Below are 22,828 nucleotides of genomic sequence, written 5' to 3'. Positions count from 1 at the left end.
TTTTCTACGCCTTTTTATAAGATTTTTCGACTTTAGGAAGTTCTTCCAACTCATCTTCGTCATCGAATACACCGAGGTAATCCAGCACATCTTCCCAAATTTCATCACCTGTTGGACTTTCTTGGGCAATTTTCAAGTAGAGCAATGTGGTGGCTAAGTCTTCGTGACCAAGAAATGCCGAAACTCTTATCAACGCCTTTTCTGCATCCATTTTCTTTAGAAACGTACGGAAAAGTGAGACAGCAAATGTAGAGCGCAAATTGTGAACTACCGCATCAATATCATTTAGCAAATTTATCCCAGCTGTTTTCCTGATTTCATTCCATCGAGTATTGATTTCTTCGAGTTTCTTAAAGAAAGGTACGCCTGAGTTGCTAATAAATATGTAATGCTTTTTCTCATCTACGCCGTCAATGCCATCAAAGTAAGCATCATTACCAGCTTCTCTCTCGACCTTGCATCTCTCTTTAAATTTCTCCAAGCGCTTTTTGTATCTTGGCGAGTGACTGTAGTCGTAGAGCTCAAGCATCAACGAACTAGGGATAATTGTACGGCGAGACTTATTGTTATAACCGCCTGCGGGATCTTTAGTAAGGGAGCCATACTGATTGCCGACACCGAGCCTCAGTACAGCATTCTTCATATCAGGATGAAAAATTTGCCCCAAATGCAAACTTGAGCCCTCTTCCTTGCGAAGACCCGTATAGCGGAATATGCGAAACAACAAGCAATACTCAACAGGCAAACTCACCAACCGTTCTTCACAATTGACGTTCTTAATGACTCGCTTTGTGTTAAGCAAAATATTCTTTATCTCTTGCCACTCACTGTTCGTAAGAGGCTTTAGATCACGTCTCGCATTAGGAAGTTTTCCGCCATCATTTTTTTTTGATTTAGGAAAAGTTAACCTTAAATCAGTGGATTGCACTACCTTGCGTTTATGAGACTTCATTTGCGTTCCACTGTTTTCGGTATCAATCAAAAATGTTTCAAATTCAAACGGAGGATTATTAAACTCCATTCCTTTTCTGAGGTGATACTTGTAAAAATCAACCATTGAACGCACATATGACATTGCTGTTGTTTTAGCTAACCCCGTTCCATTTATTGCTCCCTTCTCAACGGCATTTCTATACATGGTCGTAGCACGAAAATTCGGCCTTACAGCAAACTTATTCCAAGCCGGTCGCGGTGGGGTTTTAAATGGTTCGAAATCATCGTTATCGTACTTACTATCCCACTTCGCTTGTGCATCCAAAAGAAACCGAAAGTAGTGAGCTAATGCTTTAGATGCCTGTAGTGATTCTTCTTTACCATCTTCGATGTGCTTTGAGAGAATAAATTCATTTACGCAATCCAGTGGCTCGCATGAAAGCAGGCTTCCTTTTATAAAAGTCGGATTACCCTTTTCATCCATCATTTGTTTTCCGGTTTCATCCAGCTGTCCAAGCTTCTCGTAACCAACTAGGTTTAAAAAGATCACTTTCTTGATGTGAGTATCATTGTCTTTGTCACGAGAATACTCATATTGAGGTTCACCATTATCATCAATAAATACTAATGGCTTCCTATACGTGAAGTGTTTTAATGCTTTAGTTTTGATGTCGTAAATTATCTCAGCCATTTGAATATCATCAGTTCATACCCTTGTTGATTCTCAAGAATTTTTTGAAGTTTGTTCCAGATATTTCTAACGCAGCTGTTATATCTGATGCACTTCAATCTCGATCAATTTCACTCATCGTGCTACCCTACTCGCCACATATCTGCGCAAAAACACACGAGTGCGCATTTATATTTGCATTATTGATCTTTTTAATACGCAAATCAACGACAAGTGAACCAAATTTTGCAAACTGCGCATTTAAATGCGCAATCTGCAGTTAAGTAAATATCTAAGCATTACATGGATAAAAGCAAAATTCCGGAGAATAAAGTGGATAACACTTTAATAAATAATGAATTAGTATTCTTTTCAGACAGATTGAAAGAAACCATAGGTGACATGTCGATTCGCAGTTTCGCGAAAAAATGTGGTCTTTCAGAAGGAGTCATGCGTAATTATATAGCGGGAAAGACCTTCCCATCTTTGGATAAGTTAGTACTAATAGCCAAAGTGGGAAACAAAGAATTAAATTGGCTATGTTCTGGGACATCATGCAATGTACCTAAAGACAGCCTAAGTGCAGCATCATCAGACTTTATAGAAGAATTTGCTTTAATTCCTGGATATAGAATTCAAGCTTGCTCTGGCAACGGAGATGTAAACCCTGGCCCATTAGAACCAACCAAAAACTTAGCAGTCAAACATAACTGGTTGATATCAAAGGGATTCAACAAGCATGACTTAGCTATTATATCGGCTAAAGGTGACAGCATGGAACCAACCATAAGCAACAATGATACACTTGTTGTTCATATGGGGAGAAACAAGCCCTTGGATGGAAATATTTATATATTTAGAAATGGTGATAACCTCTTTGTTAGGAGGTACCAGGATGCTTTAAGTTGCTGGAGACTAATCAGCGATAACCCTATCTATGACAACCTAGATATCCCGAAAGAAGAACAGCATCCGTTTGAAGTCGTCGGTCAGGTTGTTCAAATTACCAAGGACATTGGTGATTAGAATTGAAACTTTAAAACGCAGAATAAACATTGTTACACCGCAATTTCTTAATTAATGATCATCTAATACACCTAAGTTGAATTCGACAAGAAGAAATCTGTCAGTTTCAAACTCAAGGTTTAACAAGATCTGACTGATTACTCTAGCTTATTGGCGGTACCGCTCCAATCCATAAAAGGAGCTATCGGTGAGTTGGGTGCTACTCCATTAGGTTTCACTTGTACATTAATTGCGCAGCGGTGATCATGTCGTGATGAGATAAAGTTTTTGTGTGACTTTCGGGTTAGACCGATTGAAAAATTCTTTTACAACCTTATATTCTCTTATTAGACATCAGCTTATGAGTATTCAGATGGAATTAGCAATACAGAATCTTCTCAGAGAACGACCTAACCTAAAGGCGAAAAAAATAGCGTCTATATTGGGCTTAGAACGCAAAAAAGTGAACTCATTCTTGCATGCTAATTCTTCTACTTTTATCCAAAATGAGGACTATGAATGGTCCCTTTCAAATGAAGTGTTGAAAGTGCTCTTCCCAGTTCCGGCACGTAATTGGTTAACTTCTTCTGGCTTTGAAGAAGTGATAAAGCAGTATGATGGCCTTTGGGATGAAGAAACCACTACAATCGAAATGACTTTTCTTGGTGGGAGTTTCTTACTTGATTCTTTGGGCAAACTGCTCGCTCTTATTAATCAATTGGTGTATCAAAATAAGTCTGTTTCACTAGACTTTAGTGCATGTGATAAATCTTTCTCATACTTGTGTCGTGTTGGTTTTTTTGAGTTGATAGACCCTCGCGTTGTTGTTGTTCCCAATGTAAAGGACGCATCTTGTTACTATGGTCATAACAGTAAGGTTATGGAGTTTGGTGTCATTAATCCAAAAGAGCCTGATGAGAGCATTCCCCTCCAGCTTAAACAGGCATTCATAGAACAGGCTGGTAGCAAGCATTCTAATGCCGCTTTTACTATGATATCTGAACTCTTTGGTAACGTTCGGGATCATTCTAAATCCCCCATTGATGGTTTCGCTGCGCTACAGGTTTACTCCAAAACTAAGAGAATACAAACGGTTATCTCTGACAGTGGCGTGGGGATTGCGAATTCACTACGACGCATCTTAAAGAAGCAATATCCAGAAACATATCAAGAGTTTAAAACCGTCAATGCTGAAAATGACGCATTGCTGATTAAACGTGTATTTGAACGAGGTCGTATAAGTAGTGCTGAAAATAATGATGATAAAAGCCGCGGCTTAGGTTTGAAAAGAAGCGGTGATATTGCCGCCAAGTTTAATGCGAAAATACACATTAGGCAGGATTCTTTCGAGCTAACCCTGATCTATTCTGAGGGGAAACTCTCTGATCATGAAGTGAGCTATGGCTTGCAAAAATTATGCGGTTCGCATATTTGTTTTGACTTTTCGCTTGATTAATTTATGATCTTCTCCTTAAATTATCAACATGAATCAGAATGCAATGATAATCAAACTACGTGACTTTACGAAAGATGACCATCCCTTTGGTAATGTTCAAGGGAAAGATGTTTTTCATAAACTGATGAACAAAGTCGACTCCCATCCATCTTGTACTGTCTTTGGGATTTCTCTGGATGGTATCGAGGCGACAGATGCATCTTTTCCGCGTGAAAGTGTTGTGGCTCTTGCTCGTTTCTACCGTGGCGACAAAAGCTTTTACCTCACCGATGTTGCTGATCAGGATCTTATTGATAACTGGTCCTATGCAGCAGAGGCGAAAGGTCAACCTCTAGTGATTTGGTCGGGAAATCAATACAAAGTTATAGGACCTGAAATGACGAAAGGGACTAGCGATATGGTTGAGTTCGTTTTAGATAATGGTTCTGCAACGACAGCAAGTATCTCTGCCGCATTTGGTATCAGTATTCCCAACGCTAGTACTCGATTAAAAAAATTGTATAGTGCTGGTTATATCACTCGTTCCGAAGAGGCTGCTGAGTCTGGCGGAAAAGAATTTATTTACTATGCAATAAAATCTGATTAAACAGCTTGTGATAACCAGATTCTTAGTGGTACAATTCCCTTATAGCTAGGGAATTATTTTTACCAGCAATTAAACAGATTAATTTAATCAGAAATAGAGGTTGTAAGGATGAACAAAAAAGAAAGTAAAAAGGGACTTTCAGTAAAGTACTAAAAGTCCCTTTTTACTAGCGAAGTGAAATGTAGTCGTCATTGACGTGATCGATTACAAGACCCAACACTAAGAGGTCTCAGGTCTCTATAGAAACCCAATCGCTCGGTGAGAATTGCGATATTACCTTTCTATAGCTTTCACTTCAATCGTTGAGTTCCCTCTTTGTTAAGAAGTATGGAGGAATCTCTCATGAGTATTCGACCAAAACTCGTTGATGTTTGCGCGTATGTGCGTCGCCGTTTCGGCCGACTCGAATACGTTTGTAAACATAAACGCTCATACCCACGATAAGTGACATCAGTTTAGTTTGGCGGGTTTGCCCGCCATATAGAAAGGTACATTTCCTATGTTAGATATACTGACAGATCCAATCGTGCTCGCGGTTCTTATTGGCCCTATCGCTGGCATTGTTTGGACAAAAATACTTAATGCAGACTCTCGCAATAGCGAGGGGTTGTCAAAGGGCCATGTTAGAGCCTCGAATAGCGGCACAATCACCGCGAGCGATGACAGTAATATCCAGATTGGTCATGACAATAACGTTACCAATCACAATCACCACTATAACAGCGGTCAACCACCAAAATCGCAAGGTGATGGTGAGGTGTTCATCTTTGGAGTGCTAGGGGTTATCGCCGCTATTCTCTATATTCGCCATCGAGAGTGGGCTCTCGGGTTTAGTTTATTGTTCCTTCTTTTCAATGCCGCTTTTACTCTCGGTTATTTTGAATCCAAGAATACAAAAGCTATTAAGGCCCTAGCCTATGGTGTTCTGTTTTACATTTTGTATTCCATCTATCGCTCCCCTATAGACCCTTACTATGTCAGTGTCGTCCAAGCGTTAAAAGGTCAAGGGCTAAAAGCCTATATCGAGGCCATTCGTTTGGATCACCTTCCTTTCCACATCATTTTGACTGCAATAAGCCAAGCGGGGGCTTTATTCCTCACGGTGTTTGCGTCTCATGCGATTCGAACAACACATGCTGAGCGAGGGTTCGTAAACAATCTTAAAAAGCTCGGTGCAATGGTCATTGCACTAGCAATGCCGTTGTATCTACTTAATCTTGAGGCGGTTAACGCCCAGATCATCACCTTTATAGGAGAAGCAATATGAAGTCATTATGGATAGTCATGTTTTCTTTGCTCCTTTCGGCTTGCTCGGCCTCGATCCCGAAAGAAGTCGTGGAGCTGTCCTACAAAATGGATAAGGACATGACGCATGTTGAACAGGCCTATATGGACTTGGTTCATCAACACATTGCTGTCCTTAAAAAGCAGCGAGAAGACTACTTGTACAACGAGTGGGTGCCTGCATTACTGGAAGACTGGATAGTTGAAGGAATGCTGATTGAGATGGCGCAGGGGAAAGTGGTTTATGACAACCAAGTGGAAGACTTTGTCGCTGTGGATAGGCCTAATAGGTTGGCTCAGTTAAATGGGGTGAAGGAATGGGCGCTTGTTGCGACTGAGGAAATTGAGGCGAAGCGCCGTGAGCTCATAGTCCCATTGGAAACAGCGGAGTCTGTGATGTTAGCTGATATCCGTCAGAGCTTCACATTAATGAAGCAGGGAAATCAGACCATTACTGCTCATCTTAATAGCATCAGAGAGGTGCAAGATGTGCAGAACGCCCTACTTGAAAGTGTCGATTTAGAGCAATTAAGAAATAATATCAATCAACAACTTAGTGAGTTATCGGATCAGGCTGCTAAAGGCTTAGATAAGGTTCGTGAACTCGATCAGAAAGCACAACCTTACCTAGAGAAAGTCAAATGAGTATGAGAAACCGAATTAAGAAGTCTGTAGCAACAGCAAACAGTCGATTGGCAGAACGAGAGCTTCAGTTATTGTTAGACACTCGTTTTAATCTAGAGACGTTAAGTCCTGCAATTAAAGGCCATGCCCAATATCTAGCCTTGATGGATGTGATACAGGCGGCATCCGAACGCAATTTGAGTGTGGCTGAGTTTGAAAGCAATGTTCGCCAGTTGGGTGAAGGGGCTTGGGAGCTCACACAAGATATTATCAAAGCCGTTCGCTAGGAGGACTTATGCAAATCGATATGCACTATTACGGAACATATTGTGTGGCTCGCGCCGCAGGCTTAAACCGAGAGTCGGCTCGTATTATTGCGACCGCAGCTCAGTTTGTAGATGACAATGCACAGCAAAACGGCATTGATTTGGCGGATGCGTCGGCTTGTCGCGTCGAAGCAACAGCGCATCACGCTGCGGATGTAAGCAACATTGATCCTGATGACCAAAGACAAGTTTGGGTACCTTTCCATTTCTTACCGGGAAATGAAGGTAGTTCATTCACTGAGCGTTTGGTATGTCGCAAAGACAGTGTTATTGCCCAGCAAATGTGTCATAACCACTTAGAACAGGCCGCAAAACCTTATTTCCTTGAATTGCTGGGGATAATGGCACACGTCTACGCTGACACATTCGCGCACTACGGTTTCTCAGGGGTAAGCTCTCGTCACAATCAGGTAGTCAATGACTCTTTTGAGTTCAGAGACTTAAACGAACAAATGGAAGCTTATATTGTGGGTAAAAAGGACACTTTTTTTGAACGATTTACTCCCTTTGTTCTCAACATTAAATCTCATCTAGCGGAGGAGTTGTCTGGGGCGTTGGGTCATGGGGGCGTGGTGACATTTCCTGACAGGCCGTACCTGAAGTGGCGCTTCGATTACGACAGCGGTCATGATTCAGGTTGGCGAGATAATCCTGCGACCTTCCTTGAGTACTGTCAAAAACTACACTCTATGCTCTCGGCATTACCGGTGGAGTATATGGAATCAGAACAAAAGCAGGACTGGTCAGTACTCGAGGGAAAAATACAATCCATTCTTGCTTTCCAAGCTAAAGGGAATGATCGTATCGATAAGTGGAAACACGAAGCTCAGTATGGTGATTTATTCAATATCGCAGAAGATATTCCAGAGTACCGAGATTGGAATGATGGGTTTGACGCTCTTCGCCATGGCAGTAGCGCTGAGGCGATGGAACATCCTATCTATCGTTACTATCAGGCGGCCTCTTATCATCGTTGGTATGTATTGCGAGAGCTCTTGCCACAGCATGGTTTGATGGTGAGCTAGGATATTTTGGCCCGTTGGAGCGGGCCAAGAATACAACTTATTGGAGGGCAGCTTTAGGTATCCTTAGGATACGTTCTGAGCGTAAGATCCTAAATTTAGTTAACTCGAATTACGCAGCAAAGCTTGTAAAGGCACTGGTATCTCTTTAGATATAAGGGCTTCATGCTCTTGCCCTGCAAATTAAATGTAAACGAAGAGGTAAATTACTTTGACTACATCTGAGATGTTCCAGAGTTTTCTTGGAAACCTGACTATCAACAACGGACAGACGATAAGCGATAGATACGGTGAGATTACGGCAAGCTTGAACAAAAAGTTTAGAGATACTGAGTCGAAAATCGCCAACAGCCTTCAGGTCGGCTCTTATGGGCGCTGGACAGGGATCCGAGGTATCTCTGACTTGGATATGTTGTACATCATGCCAGCGGGTAAGTGGGACGACTATAAGGATGGCAAGCAGTCCAAACTCCTTATTGATACCCGTGATGCCATCAAAACCCGATACCCAAAAACTGAGGTTAAAGTAGATCGATTGGTTGTTCAGGTCCTTTACAAAGACTTTATGGTTGAGGTTCAACCCGTGTTTGAGCAAGCAGATAGAAGCTTCAAGTACCCAGATACATATAACGGTGGCTCATGGAAGATCACTAAGCCCAGAGAAGAGATTGAAGCAATGAAAGAGTTCGTGGATCAGAAGAACCGCAACCTCCGGAAGCTGTGCAAAATGGGAAGAGCTTGGAAGAACAAGTGCGGCGTTGCTATGGGGGGGCTACTGATCGATACGCTTGCCTATAACTTCCTCAAGTCCAGCACCAACTATGACGATAAGAGTTATGCCTATTACGATTGGATGTGCCGAGACTTCTTTAAGTATCTGGCTGATGAACCTGATAAGGAATTTTATGCTGCATTGGGGAGTCGTCAAAGAGTAGCTGTAAAAAAGAAGTTTCAGCGAAAGGCCAAAAAGGCATATGAGCTTGCACTAGAGGCAATTGATGCTTCTAGCGAGAGTACTCGGCATAATAAGTGGAAGAGCATATTTGGTCGTCCATTCCCCGCTGCGGAAAAGACGTATGTTGCGAAAGCTGCTACTGCATGGCGTGACACTGAGCAATTCATTGATGACTTGTACTCGCTGGATGTTAAGTATAGCCTTGTCCTTGATTGTGACGTTTCGCAGAACGGCTTTAGGGAGAACACGCTCAGGCATATGTTAGCTCGGCGAATACCTCTCCTTGCCAAGAAAAAACTGTTGTTTACGGTGACTGAGTGCTCTGTTCCTGAGCCATTTACGTTGCAGTGGAAGGTTCTCAATCAGGGGGTAGAAGCCGAACGCCGGGACTGCATTCGTGGACAAATTTTTGAAGATGAAGGTTATAGACAGCGAAAGGAGTCTACGGATTTCCAAGGCGAACACCTCGTCGAATGCTACGCGATAAAAAATGGTGTCGTTGTTGCGAGAGACCAGATAGCTGTACCCATCCAGTGATAATTAAAGGCGATATATAACAAATGACTAATAGTTTTACTGGCTGCGCTTTGTCAGATCAGGAGCTGGTTTTAGAGGGTCAGCTTCGAGAGTGTTATGGACGAGTGGTCTATAGCCATAAGACTCACGAGAAGTGTTCTGACATCCTGCTGTCGAGACTTGCTTGCATTAAAATGTGGCAAATAATTCTGGCAACTGTAACAACAGGTGGTTTTGCCACTGAAATCCTTGACATATGGAACATAGGGATCTTCGTCGGTGGAATCGCATCCACAGTACTCTTGGTGCTCAATACGTATACCAAGGACTACGATCTTGGCGAAATAGCCCAAAAGCACAAACATGCAGCGAACGAGATTTGGTTGATAAGAGAAAAATACTTGTCTCTGTTAACAGATCTCAGGGTTGGGAGTAAACCACTGCAACAGGTGCAGGAAGAAAGAGATAGGCTGATGGGCGACTTGCATTCAATATACGTAGGTTCACCAAGCACTAACTTCAAAGCATATACAAAAGCGCAGGATGCCTTGAAGAACAAAGAGGATATGACTTTCTCAGATGCTGAGATAGACGCTTTTTTGCCAAGCGAGTTAAAAAGAGGTTAGTCAAGAATTATGTGTAGTTAAAGGAGAGCGATTGACTAAAGCTGCATGTATATGATGTTTCTTCGCAAAGAGTGATCTGTGAAAAGCACCTTTGATGATAACAATGTTTTGAGGATAGATATCTTAAACGAGCATTATTAGGATGTTATCCCTTAGTCTTTCAACACCTAACAAACGCATGCTGTTGGACTGCTTTCCACTACGCTACAAATCAGCCGCAAATGTGGATGTTAGTTTTTCAGCTAGGAGCATACGAATGAGAAGAGGTTTTTATAAGACTCGTCATAATGTAGGAACTCGCATACCGGAGTCTCAGTTGCGAGTAGGGATGCAAGTTCATTTGAATTATACACATTTCGCTTGTGTTTGGACTATCACATCGATTGAACCTAGAAACACCAAGGGAGAGATATGGATTAACTTAAGAGCAAGTAATTCTGGTAAGACTAAACGGACAAATGCAGTTTATGCGACATATATTAGGGCAGACGAACGCAGGTAGTAAATACAAAACTAACAAGACACTATGACGCCAACATACTTTCCCTAATCTGTACTAATTCAGACCAGATCCAACAGAAGCATTTTCGAGCAATAGCGCATACATTCTGTCCAGAAACGTGTTTGAATGGAGTCGTTCAATCTTATGATCAATCAATGATTGGAATTCTGTTAGCAACTTACAATACGATTCAGATGAAGCAAATATTAGTGGTCCAACATATTTACCTATGAATTAAGCACTCAAGTAACTTTTACCTTTTAAGGTGTATGACTATCTTTTTATATTCAAGGACAAAAAAGCCTCACCATGTGGCAAGGCTGCCATTTATTCACACTTTTATTCGTCTTCAGAATCGTAGGGGTCGTCATCATCTTCAGAATCGTAGGGGTGTTCATAGTAAGTACCCCAACCATCGTAGATGATGTCGTACTTCTCAGCGAGATGAACCAGTTTTTCAACTTGAGCGTCTATAGCTTCAGCGTTCAATGCAGATTCCATTGTCGCATCACAGCATAGTAGCTTGTTGCCATCTTCGTCTTCTGTCTCTTCTGCTTCAAGCACTTCAAAACCCATTTTGAACGCTTCAACAACAGCTTTTTCTAGGGTGTTGAAGTCTTCAGCAAATAGGTGGTGCTCAATTTCATACAGAGCATCTGGATCACTGCCATCTTCTAGCAGGGCTTGGATGATTTCGCGAGTCTCTTCCTTTTGAATCTCAATTAATTCTTCGACAGATAGATATTCATCTTCGTGAGACATATTTAGTGCTCCAGATAGTGACATAGTTGATCTTAGTTAACAGCGACGAAATATCGCACGGATCCAGAAAAATTACTACCCGGAATATGACAGGATCCAGATCTTTCTGCTGTTACAATCCCAAGTTCAAGTAAGATCGACCTCACAAGATCGCAAATTAACAATTTTTTATCATTTGCTCGATTCAGAATTATCTATCAATCCGCTACCGATGTTAGCAACGTATCCTTTATGCGTTTTTATTAATGCCCTTTGCATATCCTACTCTTCATTCAATATGCATAAAAACATACCAATACAAATCTGACTGGTTAATATCTGCATAGCTATGCTCGCTGGGTCAAATTATCCTCACTCTACCCATGATCTAAGAACGCATAGCGACGCACACTTTGGCACTTCGACTTACAAATAAAAAATAAAATTTAAATCCAACTTTCTGTTAATTTCTAGAATTAAAATTTAAAACAAGCAAATTTGACAGTTATTACATCCAGCAAGTGCGCTTGCATCTTTATAACAATCTTGCCATAAATACGCTCTGAAACTTAATGTAAGGATACAAAATGAGTAAGTTGTACGTAGGCTCAGAAGTTGGTCAATTAAGACGTGTTCTGTTAAACCGTCCAGAGCGAGCACTCACCCACCTCACCCCTTCAAACTGTCATGAACTGCTTTTTGATGATGTTCTCGCGGTTGAAGCAGCAGGTGAAGAGCATGATAAGTTTGCCCAAACCCTTACCTCTCAGGGGGTTGAAGTACTACTACTACACGACTTACTTGTTGAAACCTTAGCGGTCGAGGAAGCTAAGACTTGGCTGCTCAATACCCAGATATCCGACCTTCGCTATGGGCCGACATTTGCGAAAGATTTGCGCCACTATCTCGCAGAGATGGACAATGAGCACTTAGCGACTGTTTTACTAGGTGGATTAGCGTATTCCGAGCTGCCAATTCAGTCAGCCTCTATGTTGCCTAGCATGCATCGTCCACTCGACTTTGTTATCGAGCCACTTCCTAACCACTTGTTTACTCGTGATACCTCTTGCTGGGTTTACGGTGGTGTGTCGCTCAACCCTATGATGAAGCCTGCACGTCAACGTGAAACCAATCATTTACGAGCAATTTATCGTTGGCATCCCGTCTTCGCAGGACAAGATTTCATCAAGTATTTTGGCGATGAAGACCTTCACTACGACAACGCTAATATTGAAGGTGGTGATGTACTGGTTATTGGTAAAGGGGCGGTTCTTATCGGCATGTCTGAACGCACGACCGCGCAAGGTGTTGAAAATCTTGCGGCAAGTCTGTTCAAACATGGTCAAGCTAAAGAAGTCATCGCAATTGAGCTACCAAAACACCGTTCATGTATGCACCTTGATACAGTAATGACGCATATGGACATCGACACCTTCTCTGTCTATCCAGAGATCATGCGTAAAGATCTCAATACTTGGCGCCTGACACCAAAAGATCACGGTGATATGAAGGTCGAAAAAGTGCCAAGCTTTATCCATGCTATTGAACAAGCTCTTGGGCTCGATTACCTGAAAATCATCACTACTGGTGGTGACAGTTACGAAGCGGAGCGTGAGCAGTGGAATGATGCCAACAACGTACTGACGGTCAAACCAGGGGTTGTGATCGGCTACGAACGCAATGTCTACACCAACGAGAAATATGACAAAGCAGGAATTGAAGTACTCACGATTCCGGGCAATGAACTGGGTCGAGGACTCCGAGTTCCGAGTTCCGAGTTCCGAGTTCCGAGTTCCGAGTTCCGAGTTCCGAGTTCCGAGTTCCGAAAATTTAAAGGGTTGACACAAAGTGTCAACCCTTTACTTTTACATCCAGGCAATTAACTCCTAAAAAAATATCACTGCCTTCAATTTTTGTCTCACTTACCACCGCTACCTCTAGAAGGACGAAGTCCGCTCTAGGTACTCGAAGCAATGCGTACTCGATTTCTACTCCGTACCACCCACTGTAATTGAATCCAATTTCAATGTTGGTTGCCCAACACCTACAGGTACGCTCTGGCCTGCTTTACCACATATACCAACACCGCGGTCAATGCTTAGGTCATTACCTACCATAGAGACCTGCTGCATGGCTTCGATACCTGAGCCGATGAGGGTTGCGCCTTTCACTGGGCGAGTAATCTTGCCGTCCTCAATCAAATACGCTTCAGATGCAGAGAAAACAAACTTACCAGATGTAATGTCAACCTGACCACCGCCAAAGTTAGGAGCGTAAAGGCCCTTCTTCACCGTTGAAATGATCTCTTCAGGTGTATGCTGACCAGGCAACATGTAGGTGTTAGTCATACGCGGCATAGGCAAATGTGCATAGGATTCACGACGGCCATTACCTGTCGGGTTAACCCCCATTAAACGAGCATTGAGCTTGTCCTGCATGTAACCTTTTAGTACGCCATTTTCAATCAGTGTGTTGTATTGACCGTTCACGCCTTCATCATCAACATTCAAAGAGCCACGTAAGTCTTTTAATGTGCCATCATCAACGATCGTACAAAGGTTTGATGTCACCTTTTCACCAATCTTGCCACTAAAGACCGAAGATTCTTTACGGTTGAAGTCACCTTCTAAACCATGCCCTACCGCTTCATGGAGCAACACACCCGGCCAACCAGAGCCGAGCACAACTGGCATTGTTCCTGCTGGAGCTGCATCGGCTTCTAGATTAACGAGAGCCATGCGAATCGCTTCATCAGCATACTGATAAGCGACTTTTGCACCGTCAGTTTCAGTGAGGAAGAAGTCGTAGCCAAAACGACCACCACCGCCAGAGCTACCACGCTCGCGACGGTCACCTTTTTGAGCCAGAACGCTAATAGATAAACGTACAAGCGGACGAATATCCCCAGCATAAGTGCCATCGGTTGCCGCCACCAGCATCTGCTCATGAACACCGCTGAGGCTCACAGAAACCTCTTTGATTAAAGGTTCCTTAGTTCGAATATAAGCATCCAGCTCTTTCAACAACTGCGTTTTCTGCTCTTTTTTCCAACTTTCCAGTGGGTTTACAGCCGCATAATAATCTTGATTATCACTGCGCGTAAATGCTTGTACACGGCCGCTCTGTCCTTGCTGAGCAATTCCGCGAGCAGCGATTGCACTCTGCTTAAGACCTTCCAAGTGAATTTGGTCAGAGTACGCAAAACCTGTCTTTTCTCCAGTTACTGCACGAACGCCGACACCACGGTCAATATTGAACGAACCATCTTTAATAATGCTATCTTCAAGAACAAGCGATTCATGCCAACTCGATTGAAAATAGATATCGGCATAATCAATTTGGCGAGTTGCTATGCTCGACAATGTATCAGCAATATCTTGTTCGCTGAGCCCGGCGGTCTTTAACAACGCGTCTTCTACGTGATTTATGGTCATACTTTGCTCTTAATGTTGTAACTGATTGCTGAATCGAGCATGCTGAGCTACTGGCATCGCTGCTCTTAATTCTTCTACTTGAGTTAGGTCGATATCGACCAATAAATTATCGGTTTGATCAGAAAGGCTACTCATAACCTCTCCCCAAGGTGAAATAACCATCGAGTGGCCCCAAGTTTCACGTCCACACGGGTGTGTTCCGACTTGATTTACTGCGACTAGCCAAGATTGGGTTTCAATAGCACGTGCTCGTAGCAATATTTCCCAGTGTGCTTTCCCTGTTACTGCAGTAAAAGCCGCAGGAACAAAAATAAGGTTAGCTCCAGATCTAGCCAGTTCGCTGTATAAGGTTGGAAAACGAACATCATAGCAGATAGTCAACCCTAGGTGGGCAAACGGTGCTTGATAGGAGACAATTCGTTCTCCCGGCGTGAAGGTTTCTGACTCGCGGTAACGCTTGTGTCCATCGGCGACATCTACATCAAACATGTGTAGTTTGTCATAATCAGCAACTCGTATTCCGTTTGGATCAAACAGTAATGAGGTTGTTGTAACCCCCATATCACGCTTGATTGGCATGCTTCCAATCAACAGCCAAACGTTATTGTCACGCGCTAACTGAGCAAGGAAGTGCTGGATAGTTCCTTCCCCTAATGGCTCCGCATGTTGGTGGTAGTCACTACGGCTACCAAACACCAGAGCGTTTTCCGGAGTGACTATCAATTTAGCCCCTGCACGCGCCAACTCACCCACCTGTTGTTGAATATAGGCCATATTCTGCTGTGGGTTAGGCCCTGATGTCATTTGAATGAGTCCGACTCGTTCCATGAGCAAAAATCCTTACTTGATCGCTTCTCTTAGCGTTTCAGGGAGTTTAAATTCCCCTTTACTACGTGACAATTCTTTAACTATAGGGGCGTCTAACGGGCCTTTTACCTCATAGTTAACCTGAGTAAATACTTCGACCACAGGAGAGATAACTGTCGTAATCGCCAAGACATAAAGTGCTGTTTGCGGTGTAACCGCGAAGGCAGTTAACACCGGAATACCGGAGGTAATGTCAGGAGTGAAATTCACCTCAGCATCCACGGTTCTAGTATTGAGGTTAGCGAGGCCTTTAATCGTCATCTCACCCGCTACCGCATCCATCTTGATATTGTTTGTTAAGAACACACCGTTCCGGATAGAACCACTGCCCGTGATGGAGTTAAATGCCATACCTTTGTCAAAAACATCACTAAAGTCGAGCTGCATTTTACGAATGATCGAATCAAGACTGAACAAGCCCAATAAACGCGCGGCACCACTGACATCGGAAATCGTGCCTTTACCCAGTTTGGTGTTAACTTCACCTTTGAGGGTATCAATTTTACCTGACCAAGGAGAACCATCCCACTCGACCTTAGCATTGAGCTCAAACGGTGCCTTTTGGATGCCTGAAGAGATACCAAATCGCTCCATAACATCACTGTTGTTTTCACCAGACATCGACACATCGAAACGAGTATGGCTTAGGGTATCGTTCAACTGCCACCATCCTTTCATGTCGACCTTGTTGCTGCCGCTTTCGAAAGTCAGCTTCTTCCACTCCAACTTCTCGCCCTGTCGCTGCAAATCGAGGTGAGTTTTACCGACTTTATACCCTTGGAGCCAAAAATCATCGATGGCGAGAGTGATATTCGGTACTTGCTGGTGGAAGGTTCGATCAAAATGGCTGATCAACGGCGCTTGCTGAGCGTCACTGTCAAACATGGTTTTATCTTTGTACTCGGCAGAATCCAATTTAGGAACGTAAACATGCAGACGCTGGAGTGAAACCGATAAGTCATACGGCTCAAGATAAGATGCTTCACCTTTTGCCTCCTGACTATCTAAACTCATGTACCAACCAAGCCCTTTTCTCTTCGCCGAGAAATCGACATCGTTCCACTCAATACCCGCTAAAGTCAGCTCCTTGGCATCAATATCAATTCTAGCGGGTAGAGGAATTTTGGGCGTATTCATCTGTGCCAACACGGCTTCTGAAGGCCCTTGCTCACTCGCCAGTCGATCAATCCATTGGTCGAGATCTAGCTTGTTAAGCCTGATCTGAGCCTGATGTCCAGCAACCGGACTAATTTTGAAGCTACCTTTGCCTAAAACAAGATTCGTATCGGTCAACACAGGCGTGTCTGGTCGAATATCAATTTCGGCTTGATATTTAAAGTTTGGCAATTGTACACGAGCCGTAATGCTTTCTTGGTTACCCGACGCTTGTAGTCGTCCTTTGCCTGCCATTCCGCTTGCTTTCGCTAAAGGCGCGGGAAAATGACTGGTAATCGATTTTAGATCGACTTCGGTATCTATCTGATAAGTGAAACCAATGTCATTAAGCTGAATGTCGATATCCATCTGCCAAGGCGCATGACCTTCCAGAGGATCAAGCCAGCGGTTGCCAAGATAAGGAGTCAGAGGTTCTACATCCCAGTCACCAACCACATTAATCGCTACGCCATACCCTTGAGCAATGTTCTCCCCACGAAAATCAATTGAAACGGGCTGAGTGAGTATATCGGCGGATAAACCAGCAGCACTGACAACATCGTTGTCAAATTCTACCCTTCCCGAAACCGCTTCTAATGTCATCGGTGGTGATTCAATGGTGACGTAATTTTCGGCAAGATCGGCGTATCCCCAAGCTCTTGCTTCCTTATCGGCACTAAACGGGATATTAAGCTGGAAACTGGATTCCACTTTGCCATCAACCTGAATCGCTGTTAACGCTGCGCCAACTGAATCCACTAGCGGAGATGCCGTCATATAATCTCTGACCGCATTCCCTTGTGCGATAGCCTGTGCTTCGATCTCTATATGCCCACCTTCGGCTAATTCTGGAATACGGCCAGTAATGCGTTTGGCCGTCACATCCATCAGGGTTGCACTTCGTGAATCTAGGTACATTGCGTCGTTTTGAAACAACAGATCAAGCTGAAGATCGGTAATTGGTGGCCACGCCGTATCAAAACTGAATTTTGCTTGTTTGAGTCCTACCCATGCCTGAAACATACCGTCATTATTTTTATACGGGAAGTCAGCAAGCTCCCCATACCATAGCAACTTCGCCGCATTGACTTTACCACCTTGGATGGCGGTGCTGAGATAGTCTGTAAGTTCATATCCCAATGCTAATGTAGGCAAATAACGCCAGGTTTCACCCGCATTGAAAAGATTGGCCTCAGCATAGAAGGAAAGAAACGGGCTTTTGTTATCTGGAAAATCAAGACGAAACGCGCCAAGAACTTGTAAATCAGGCGTCGCCGCAGTGACTTTATCTGCCCATAGACGCCACCCCGTGTCGTCTTTTTGCCATACAATATCAACCTGTCCTTGCTTGATATTTAACGGGGCTTGAAACACTTCACCATAAGGTAAAACATCGTCGATTAAGTTAACGCTCGCCTTAGCTTGAGTTGGAGTACCAGAAATCGATGCCGACAGATGGTGAATACCCGGCAGCAACTCCCATTGTGACATGGTGCCTTGAGATAGCTGTGCCGAATACTTCAGCGAATCTATTGATTCACCCATAGACACTCGCACATCTTCAATTAAACCACCCAAAGATAACTTCTGAAGTAACTCTGTGGTGGTTTTAGAGTCCGGCGCGAGTTTAACTAATGGGGTAATAGCCGAAATATCCAGTTGAGATACGTTCAATCGCCACTGATCAGGTTGCCAGTCAAAGGCTGCATCAAGCACAGGCCACTGCTTGTCATCTGTACTCAGATTGAGTGAGTGAGCGTTAACTTGCCAACCATCTGACTTAGGTTCTAACTCAAGAACTCCAGATTCAATCCACAGTTCATGCCGTTGCCCTTCCTTCCAACTTAATTCAGAAGATTCCAGTTCAACATAGGCATTGAGTGGTTGGCTTCGTTCCAACGTCAACCAGCTACTAAAACTCAGTTGGCCTTTTTCAATACCCGTTTCAGTCTTAAGATACTTTGTTAACCAAGGCGTCACTAAGACGTTTTGAGCAGATACATAGAACTCACCACTCACATCAATCAGCGAGCCAAAATCAACAAAATCGGCTCTAACTTGCGCAGAATTGAGTTCACTATTAGCCAAACTGATTTCGCCATCCGCTAAGTGCTGACGGCCATTGTTTTGCCATTTCAGTTTAGCGATCGCTAGCGTGCGAGGCGTTCCATCAATACCGAGAAAATCAATTTTCGATTGAGTTAGAGAGAAACTGTCGAGCTGGCGTAGAAGGAGTTTGTCTAGCTGCTCCAATACCCCTTTCTGCTCGCCTTGAGGCTTCAATTCCGGCGATTGCTCAGTATTGGCCCACTCAACCGATGTGATATCAAGATTAAGTTGATAGATTTTGAGCTCAGCAACGACTGGCTCTCTCTGAATCAGTGACTGGAATAGATCCAGTTCAACTTCAACGGTATCTGCTGAAAAATGAATACCACTGCTCTCAGGCGTATTGGCCTTGACCCCTTTCAGGGATATCGAAGGGTGCGAATTGCGCCAAAAACCATGTAAATCAGACACTTCGAAATCAAGTCCTGAGCCCTGATTGATCCAAGCCTGAATTTGCGGTTGGAAATGGTTGAGTTGAGGTAAGGTTATACGCAGCACCGTAACGGTAATCGCTAAAAACACTAATACCGTTACAGTGAACCAAAGCAATATTCTAAGCAGGCGAGGGGTAGTTGAGCTCACAAACAACCTTTACATCATTACGACATCGAATTGTTCTTGAATGTACAAAGGTTCTGCCTGAATTATTACTTCTTTACCAATAAAGACTTCAAGCTCTGCCAATGCGTGAGACTCATCACCATGTAAGGTATCTGCAACGGCTGGGGATGCGTAGACAACAAACTTATCCGCATCGTAAGCACGATTGACGCGAGTAATTTCACGTAGGATCTCATAACATACAGACTCAACAGTTTTAACGCTGCCACGACCTTCACACGTAGGGCACGAAGAACACAAGATGTGCTCAATGCTTTCGCGAGTACGCTTACGGGTCATTTCAACCAATCCAAGCTGAGTAAAACCATTGATATTGGTTTTGACACGATCTTTGCTTAGCGCGGCTTCCAAAGATGTAAGAACACGGTTGCGATGCTCATCTGACGCCATATCGATGAAATCGATAATAATAATCCCGCCAAGATTACGTAATCTAAGTTGACGCGCAATCGCCTGAGTCGCTTCGATATTGGTGTTGAAAATCGTCTCTTCGAGATTACGTCGCCCAACGAACGCACCCGTGTTGATATCCACCGTTGTCATGGCTTCAGTTTGATCAATGATCAGATAACCACCTGATTTCAAATCCACTTTACGCTCAAGAGAGCGTTGAATTTCATTCTCGGTGTCATACATATCAAAGATGGGTTTGTCGCCTTCGTACAGCTCTAGCTTCTCGGTTAATTCAGGGACATATTCCGAAGTGAACTCTTTGAGATTCTCGAATTCTGTACGAGAGTCGACCAAGATTTTGTTAAGCTCAGTGCCGACAAAATCACGTAAGATACGTTGAGAAAGACCAAGTTCGCCATAGAGCGTCGAACGTGTTTTGTACTTACTGCGACGTTCCATGACTTTTGACCATAGACGCTTCAGGAAAGCTGCATCTTGGGAGAGCTCTTTTTCATCCGCACCTTCAGCCGCCGTACGAATGATAAAACCGCCGTTTTCATCACAGTAGTGACCGACCACTTTTTTCAGTCGATTGCGTTCTTCTTCACTCTCAATTCGCTGCGATACTCCAACATGGCTCGCCCCAGGCATAAAGACTAGGTAACGCGACGGCAGAGTAATGTCGGTTGTTAGGCGTGCACCTTTTGTCCCGAGAGGATCTTTTACCACTTGAACGACAATGTCCTGACCTTGGCGTACCAATTCAGAAATATCACGAACCTGAAACTGCTGCTTCTCATTTTCAGCAACGCACTCAGTATGTGGAACGATATCCGAAGCATGAAGAAAGGCCGCTTTCTCTAAGCCGATATCAACAAATGCAGCCTGCATGCCCGGTAGGACTCGGCTCACTTTGCCTTTATAGATGTTTCCGACAATTCCGCGTTTTGCTTCACGTTCAACATGGATTTCTTGTAGGGTTCCCCCTTCAATCATGGCCACTCGAGTTTCACTCGGGGTCACGTTGATAAGCAACTCTGCACTCATGAGCGCACCTCAAAATAAATTATAAAAATTTTTGCAAGAGCTGGTCGGTTTCATAAAGAGGCAGGCCCATAACCGCGTAGTAACTTCCTTCTATACGCGTTACAAATCGCCCACCAATTCCTTGAATACCATAACTACCAGCTTTATCGCACGGTTCACCCGTTTGCCAATATTGTTCTATTTCTTGTTCTGACAGGGTTTTAAACCATACGTCTGTAGAGACCACTACAGTTTCTTGAATCTCTTGTGTTGCGACAGTCACCGCTGTCATCACCTGATGCGCTCGTCCAGAAAGCATCAATAACATTTGTTTAGCATGCGCCAAGTCATGCGGCTTTTCCAATACCATATCGTCACAAACAACGATGGTATCAGAGCCAATCACCACTGATTCGGGTTCAAGCTTAACCGCAGCCATAGCCTTATCTTTAGACAGCCGCGCGACGTATTGCTGCGCACTTTCTCCTGTCTTGAGACACTCTTCTACGTCGGTAACAACAACAGAAAATGAGTAGCCTAATTGTGCAAGCAGCTCTTTGCGTCTCGGCGAGCCTGAGGCCAAAATCAGTGATGTATTCATTTATTATCGTATATGCCAATGGCGTCTAACGCGACGCATTAAGAGGAACATCCATGGCCAGAGTATGCAGTTAATCAAACCACTCCAAAGAGAAACGGGATTAAACGTTACATCCTGAATCAAATACTCACCACAGAAGATCAGTACATCTAAGACCATCGACATAATGCCAATTAAAATGGCTTGCTGCCAAAGAGCCATGTTGCGAATCACAAGGAAGTTCAACGCCACCAGATAGACCACGATAGACATCATCATACCGCGAATTCCTAGCGTTGAGCCGAGCAACAAGTCCCATAGAAGACCCAAAATCAGAGCACTGCCGACATTCACTCTATGAGGCAGAGCCAAAACCCAATAGCAAGCTACTAACAGCAACCAAGATGGGCGTAGTAGGTCAAGCATACCAGGCCAAGGAATGGTCTGGAGCGTCAATGCGATTAAGAAAGAGCAAGCAATGACAAGCTTACCTTTTAGTACACTATTCGCCATTGGTCTTACTCCTCCAAATTCTCAGGCAGTACTTGTTGGATCTTCTCCTGACGAGAATCATTCGGCCATATCAATAGCAAGTAACGTAAGCGTTCAAAGTCGACCACAGGCTCCGCTTCAATCACAGCAAATTCACGAGCAGTATCTCGCTCAACCTCGGCAACATGTGCCACAGGGAAGCCTTCTGGATAAATGCCACCTAAACCCGATGTCACTAATAGATCACCCTGTTCAATATCTAAACTGATTGGGATGTGATCAAGATTGATACGATCTGACTTACCATTACCCGAGGCGATAACTCGAATATCATTGCGAATCACTTGCACAGGAATGGCGCTGAGGCTATCAGTCAACAGCAACACTCGGCTGTTGTGAGCCGACACGAAGGTGACTTGACCCACGATGCCTTTTTCATTGGCGACTGGTTGTCCGACATAAACACCGTCAATCTGACCTTTATCTATCACCACTTGATGACGATATGGCGAGGTATCAACCGCCATCACTTCGGTCACCACTTTACGTTCATCTCGAATAAATGATGAACCCAGTAGCTTTCGTAATCGCTGGTTTTCTTCACGATACTGATCAAGCAGCAGTAGATCGTTTTTAAGGCGTAACACCTCGCGCTTAAGCGTACGAGTGCTTTCCATATAATCTTGACGGATGTTAAAACGCTCATAAGCACCATCAAACATTACGCGAGGAACATCCGCTAAATATTGGATTGGGGCTACTACACTATTGAGCAGATAACGTACGTGGGCAAATGCGCCTAAACGACTATCAGCCAGCATTAGGCTGGCTGATAGAATGACGGCAAAAAACAGACGTAGCTGAAGTGAAGGTCCCCGGCCAAAAATAGGCTTCATAGAATATGA

General features: G+C 43.7%; 18 protein-coding genes and 1 pseudogene. 10 read left to right on the top strand and 9 right to left on the bottom strand.

Translation table 11 applies throughout. From position 1 onward, the window contains the following. Nucleotides 1-4 precede the first annotated feature (4 nt). Nucleotides 5-1,624, bottom strand: a complete 1,620-nt coding sequence (locus tag QTN94_RS06735) for a site-specific integrase (protein ID WP_225460166.1) — start codon at nt 1,622-1,624, stop codon at nt 5-7. Between the two features lie 282 nt (nt 1,625-1,906). Between QTN94_RS06735 and QTN94_RS06730 the strand changes: the two genes are divergently transcribed. From QTN94_RS06730 to QTN94_RS06690, 9 genes are all read left to right on the top strand, one after another. Beyond that, nucleotides 1,907-2,629 (top strand): LexA family transcriptional regulator, encoded by a 723-nt coding sequence (locus QTN94_RS06730; RefSeq protein ID WP_238792175.1) that lies wholly within the window; start codon nt 1,907-1,909, stop codon nt 2,627-2,629. A 340-nt stretch (nt 2,630-2,969) separates the two neighbouring features. Then, the gene (locus QTN94_RS06725; RefSeq protein ID WP_331427255.1) at nt 2,970-4,064 is read left to right on the top strand and encodes an ATP-binding protein; all 1,095 of its coding nucleotides are present in this window, start codon (nt 2,970-2,972) and stop codon (nt 4,062-4,064) included. Between the two features lie 43 nt (nt 4,065-4,107). Then, entirely contained in the window at nt 4,108-4,650 is a 543-nt protein-coding gene (locus QTN94_RS06720; RefSeq protein ID WP_225460169.1) for a helix-turn-helix domain-containing protein, read from the top strand. Nucleotides 4,651-5,149: 499 nt separating this feature from the next. Further along, the gene (locus QTN94_RS06715) at nt 5,150-5,917 is read left to right on the top strand and encodes a hypothetical protein (protein ID WP_331427254.1); all 768 of its coding nucleotides are present in this window, start codon (nt 5,150-5,152) and stop codon (nt 5,915-5,917) included. Next, a complete protein-coding gene (locus QTN94_RS06710) occupies nt 5,914-6,579 on the top strand; it encodes a hypothetical protein (RefSeq protein ID WP_225460171.1) in 666 nt (221 codons plus the stop codon). The genes QTN94_RS06715 and QTN94_RS06710 overlap by 4 nt, the downstream gene beginning before the upstream one ends. After that, nucleotides 6,576-6,845 (top strand): hypothetical protein, encoded by a 270-nt coding sequence (locus QTN94_RS06705; protein ID WP_225460172.1) that lies wholly within the window; start codon nt 6,576-6,578, stop codon nt 6,843-6,845. Before QTN94_RS06710 ends, QTN94_RS06705 begins: the two co-directional genes overlap by 4 nt. Nucleotides 6,846-6,853: 8 nt before the next feature. Then, complete coding sequence (locus tag QTN94_RS06700) at nt 6,854-7,909, top strand: DUF6765 family protein (protein ID WP_238792179.1); 1,056 nt, start codon at nt 6,854-6,856, stop codon at nt 7,907-7,909. A 208-nt stretch (nt 7,910-8,117) separates the two neighbouring features. Further along, nucleotides 8,118-9,398, top strand: a complete 1,281-nt coding sequence (locus QTN94_RS06695) for a nucleotide-binding domain-containing protein (RefSeq protein WP_411119685.1) — start codon at nt 8,118-8,120, stop codon at nt 9,396-9,398. 23 nt (nt 9,399-9,421) lie between these two features. Then, nucleotides 9,422-10,003 carry an SLATT domain-containing protein gene (locus tag QTN94_RS06690; protein WP_225460174.1) on the top strand — a complete coding sequence of 194 codons (582 nt, stop codon included), beginning with the start codon at nt 9,422-9,424 and terminating at the stop codon, nt 10,001-10,003. A gap of 841 nt (nt 10,004-10,844) precedes the next feature. On the opposite strand, the gene rraB is transcribed toward QTN94_RS06690, so the two are convergent. Further along, nucleotides 10,845-11,267, bottom strand: coding sequence for a ribonuclease E inhibitor RraB (gene rraB, locus QTN94_RS06685; RefSeq protein WP_331427253.1), 423 nt, complete (start codon nt 11,265-11,267; stop codon nt 10,845-10,847). Between the two features lie 566 nt (nt 11,268-11,833). Between rraB and arcA the strand changes: the two are divergent. Next, nucleotides 11,834-13,003: pseudogene (gene arcA / locus QTN94_RS06680) on the top strand (arginine deiminase); the annotation flags it as partial. A gap of 231 nt (nt 13,004-13,234) precedes the next feature. Here arcA and tldD read toward each other — a convergent pair. Genes tldD through mreC form a run of 7 tightly spaced genes read right to left on the bottom strand, consistent with a single transcriptional unit; the run spans nt 13,235 to nt 22,819 of the window. Next, nucleotides 13,235-14,680: a metalloprotease TldD gene (tldD, locus tag QTN94_RS06675; RefSeq protein WP_331427252.1), complete on the bottom strand. Its 1,446-nt coding sequence runs from the start codon at nt 14,678-14,680 to the stop codon at nt 13,235-13,237. Nucleotides 14,681-14,689: 9 nt separating this feature from the next. After that, on the bottom strand, nt 14,690-15,508 hold the full coding sequence (locus QTN94_RS06670) for a carbon-nitrogen hydrolase family protein (RefSeq protein WP_331427251.1): 819 nt from the start codon (nt 15,506-15,508) through the stop codon (nt 14,690-14,692). A 12-nt stretch (nt 15,509-15,520) separates the two neighbouring features. Further along, nucleotides 15,521-19,393 carry a YhdP family protein gene (locus QTN94_RS06665; RefSeq protein WP_331427250.1) on the bottom strand — a complete coding sequence of 1,291 codons (3,873 nt, stop codon included), beginning with the start codon at nt 19,391-19,393 and terminating at the stop codon, nt 15,521-15,523. Between the two features lie 9 nt (nt 19,394-19,402). Then, nucleotides 19,403-20,872 carry a ribonuclease G gene (rng, locus tag QTN94_RS06660; protein WP_331417543.1) on the bottom strand — a complete coding sequence of 490 codons (1,470 nt, stop codon included), beginning with the start codon at nt 20,870-20,872 and terminating at the stop codon, nt 19,403-19,405. 19 nt (nt 20,873-20,891) lie between these two features. Continuing rightward, complete coding sequence (locus QTN94_RS06655; protein ID WP_331417544.1) at nt 20,892-21,452, bottom strand: Maf family protein; 561 nt, start codon at nt 21,450-21,452, stop codon at nt 20,892-20,894. 3 nt (nt 21,453-21,455) lie between these two features. Further along, nucleotides 21,456-21,944: a rod shape-determining protein MreD gene (mreD, locus tag QTN94_RS06650; RefSeq protein WP_269377959.1), complete on the bottom strand. Its 489-nt coding sequence runs from the start codon at nt 21,942-21,944 to the stop codon at nt 21,456-21,458. Nucleotides 21,945-21,949: 5 nt separating this feature from the next. After that, a complete protein-coding gene (gene mreC, locus QTN94_RS06645) occupies nt 21,950-22,819 on the bottom strand; it encodes a rod shape-determining protein MreC (RefSeq protein WP_331417545.1) in 870 nt (289 codons plus the stop codon). Nucleotides 22,820-22,828: the final 9 nt, after the last annotated feature.

This window comes from Vibrio sp. M250220, from assembly GCF_036533795.1.
Lineage (GTDB): Bacteria > Pseudomonadota > Gammaproteobacteria > Enterobacterales > Vibrionaceae > Vibrio.
The sequence above is the reverse complement of the archived record's forward strand: the minus strand, read 5'-3'. Positions and strand labels throughout refer to the sequence as shown.

Bases quoted from the DNA above. Each gene is read 5' to 3' on its own strand.
- QTN94_RS06710 (WP_225460171.1), top strand. From the start codon at position 5,914: ATGAAGTCATTATGGATAGTCATGTTTTCTTTGCTCCTTTCGGCTTGC.
- QTN94_RS06720 (WP_225460169.1), top strand. From the start codon at position 4,108: ATGATAATCAAACTACGTGACTTTACGAAAGATGACCATCCCTTTGGT.
- QTN94_RS06670 (WP_331427251.1), bottom strand. From the start codon at position 15,508: ATGGAACGAGTCGGACTCATTCAAATGACATCAGGGCCTAACCCACAG.
- QTN94_RS06690 (WP_225460174.1), top strand. From the start codon at position 9,422: ATGACTAATAGTTTTACTGGCTGCGCTTTGTCAGATCAGGAGCTGGTT.
- QTN94_RS06655 (WP_331417544.1), bottom strand. From the start codon at position 21,452: ATGAATACATCACTGATTTTGGCCTCAGGCTCGCCGAGACGCAAAGAG.
- QTN94_RS06730 (WP_238792175.1), top strand. From the start codon at position 1,907: ATGGATAAAAGCAAAATTCCGGAGAATAAAGTGGATAACACTTTAATA.
- QTN94_RS06700 (WP_238792179.1), top strand. From the start codon at position 6,854: ATGCAAATCGATATGCACTATTACGGAACATATTGTGTGGCTCGCGCC.
- QTN94_RS06735 (WP_225460166.1), bottom strand. From the start codon at position 1,624: ATGGCTGAGATAATTTACGACATCAAAACTAAAGCATTAAAACACTTC.
- rng (WP_331417543.1), bottom strand. From the start codon at position 20,872: ATGAGTGCAGAGTTGCTTATCAACGTGACCCCGAGTGAAACTCGAGTG.
- QTN94_RS06715 (WP_331427254.1), top strand. From the start codon at position 5,150: ATGTTAGATATACTGACAGATCCAATCGTGCTCGCGGTTCTTATTGGC.
- mreC (WP_331417545.1), bottom strand. From the start codon at position 22,819: ATGAAGCCTATTTTTGGCCGGGGACCTTCACTTCAGCTACGTCTGTTT.
- tldD (WP_331427252.1), bottom strand. From the start codon at position 14,680: ATGACCATAAATCACGTAGAAGACGCGTTGTTAAAGACCGCCGGGCTC.
- mreD (WP_269377959.1), bottom strand. From the start codon at position 21,944: ATGGCGAATAGTGTACTAAAAGGTAAGCTTGTCATTGCTTGCTCTTTC.
- QTN94_RS06705 (WP_225460172.1), top strand. From the start codon at position 6,576: ATGAGTATGAGAAACCGAATTAAGAAGTCTGTAGCAACAGCAAACAGT.
- QTN94_RS06725 (WP_331427255.1), top strand. From the start codon at position 2,970: ATGAGTATTCAGATGGAATTAGCAATACAGAATCTTCTCAGAGAACGA.
- rraB (WP_331427253.1), bottom strand. From the start codon at position 11,267: ATGTCTCACGAAGATGAATATCTATCTGTCGAAGAATTAATTGAGATT.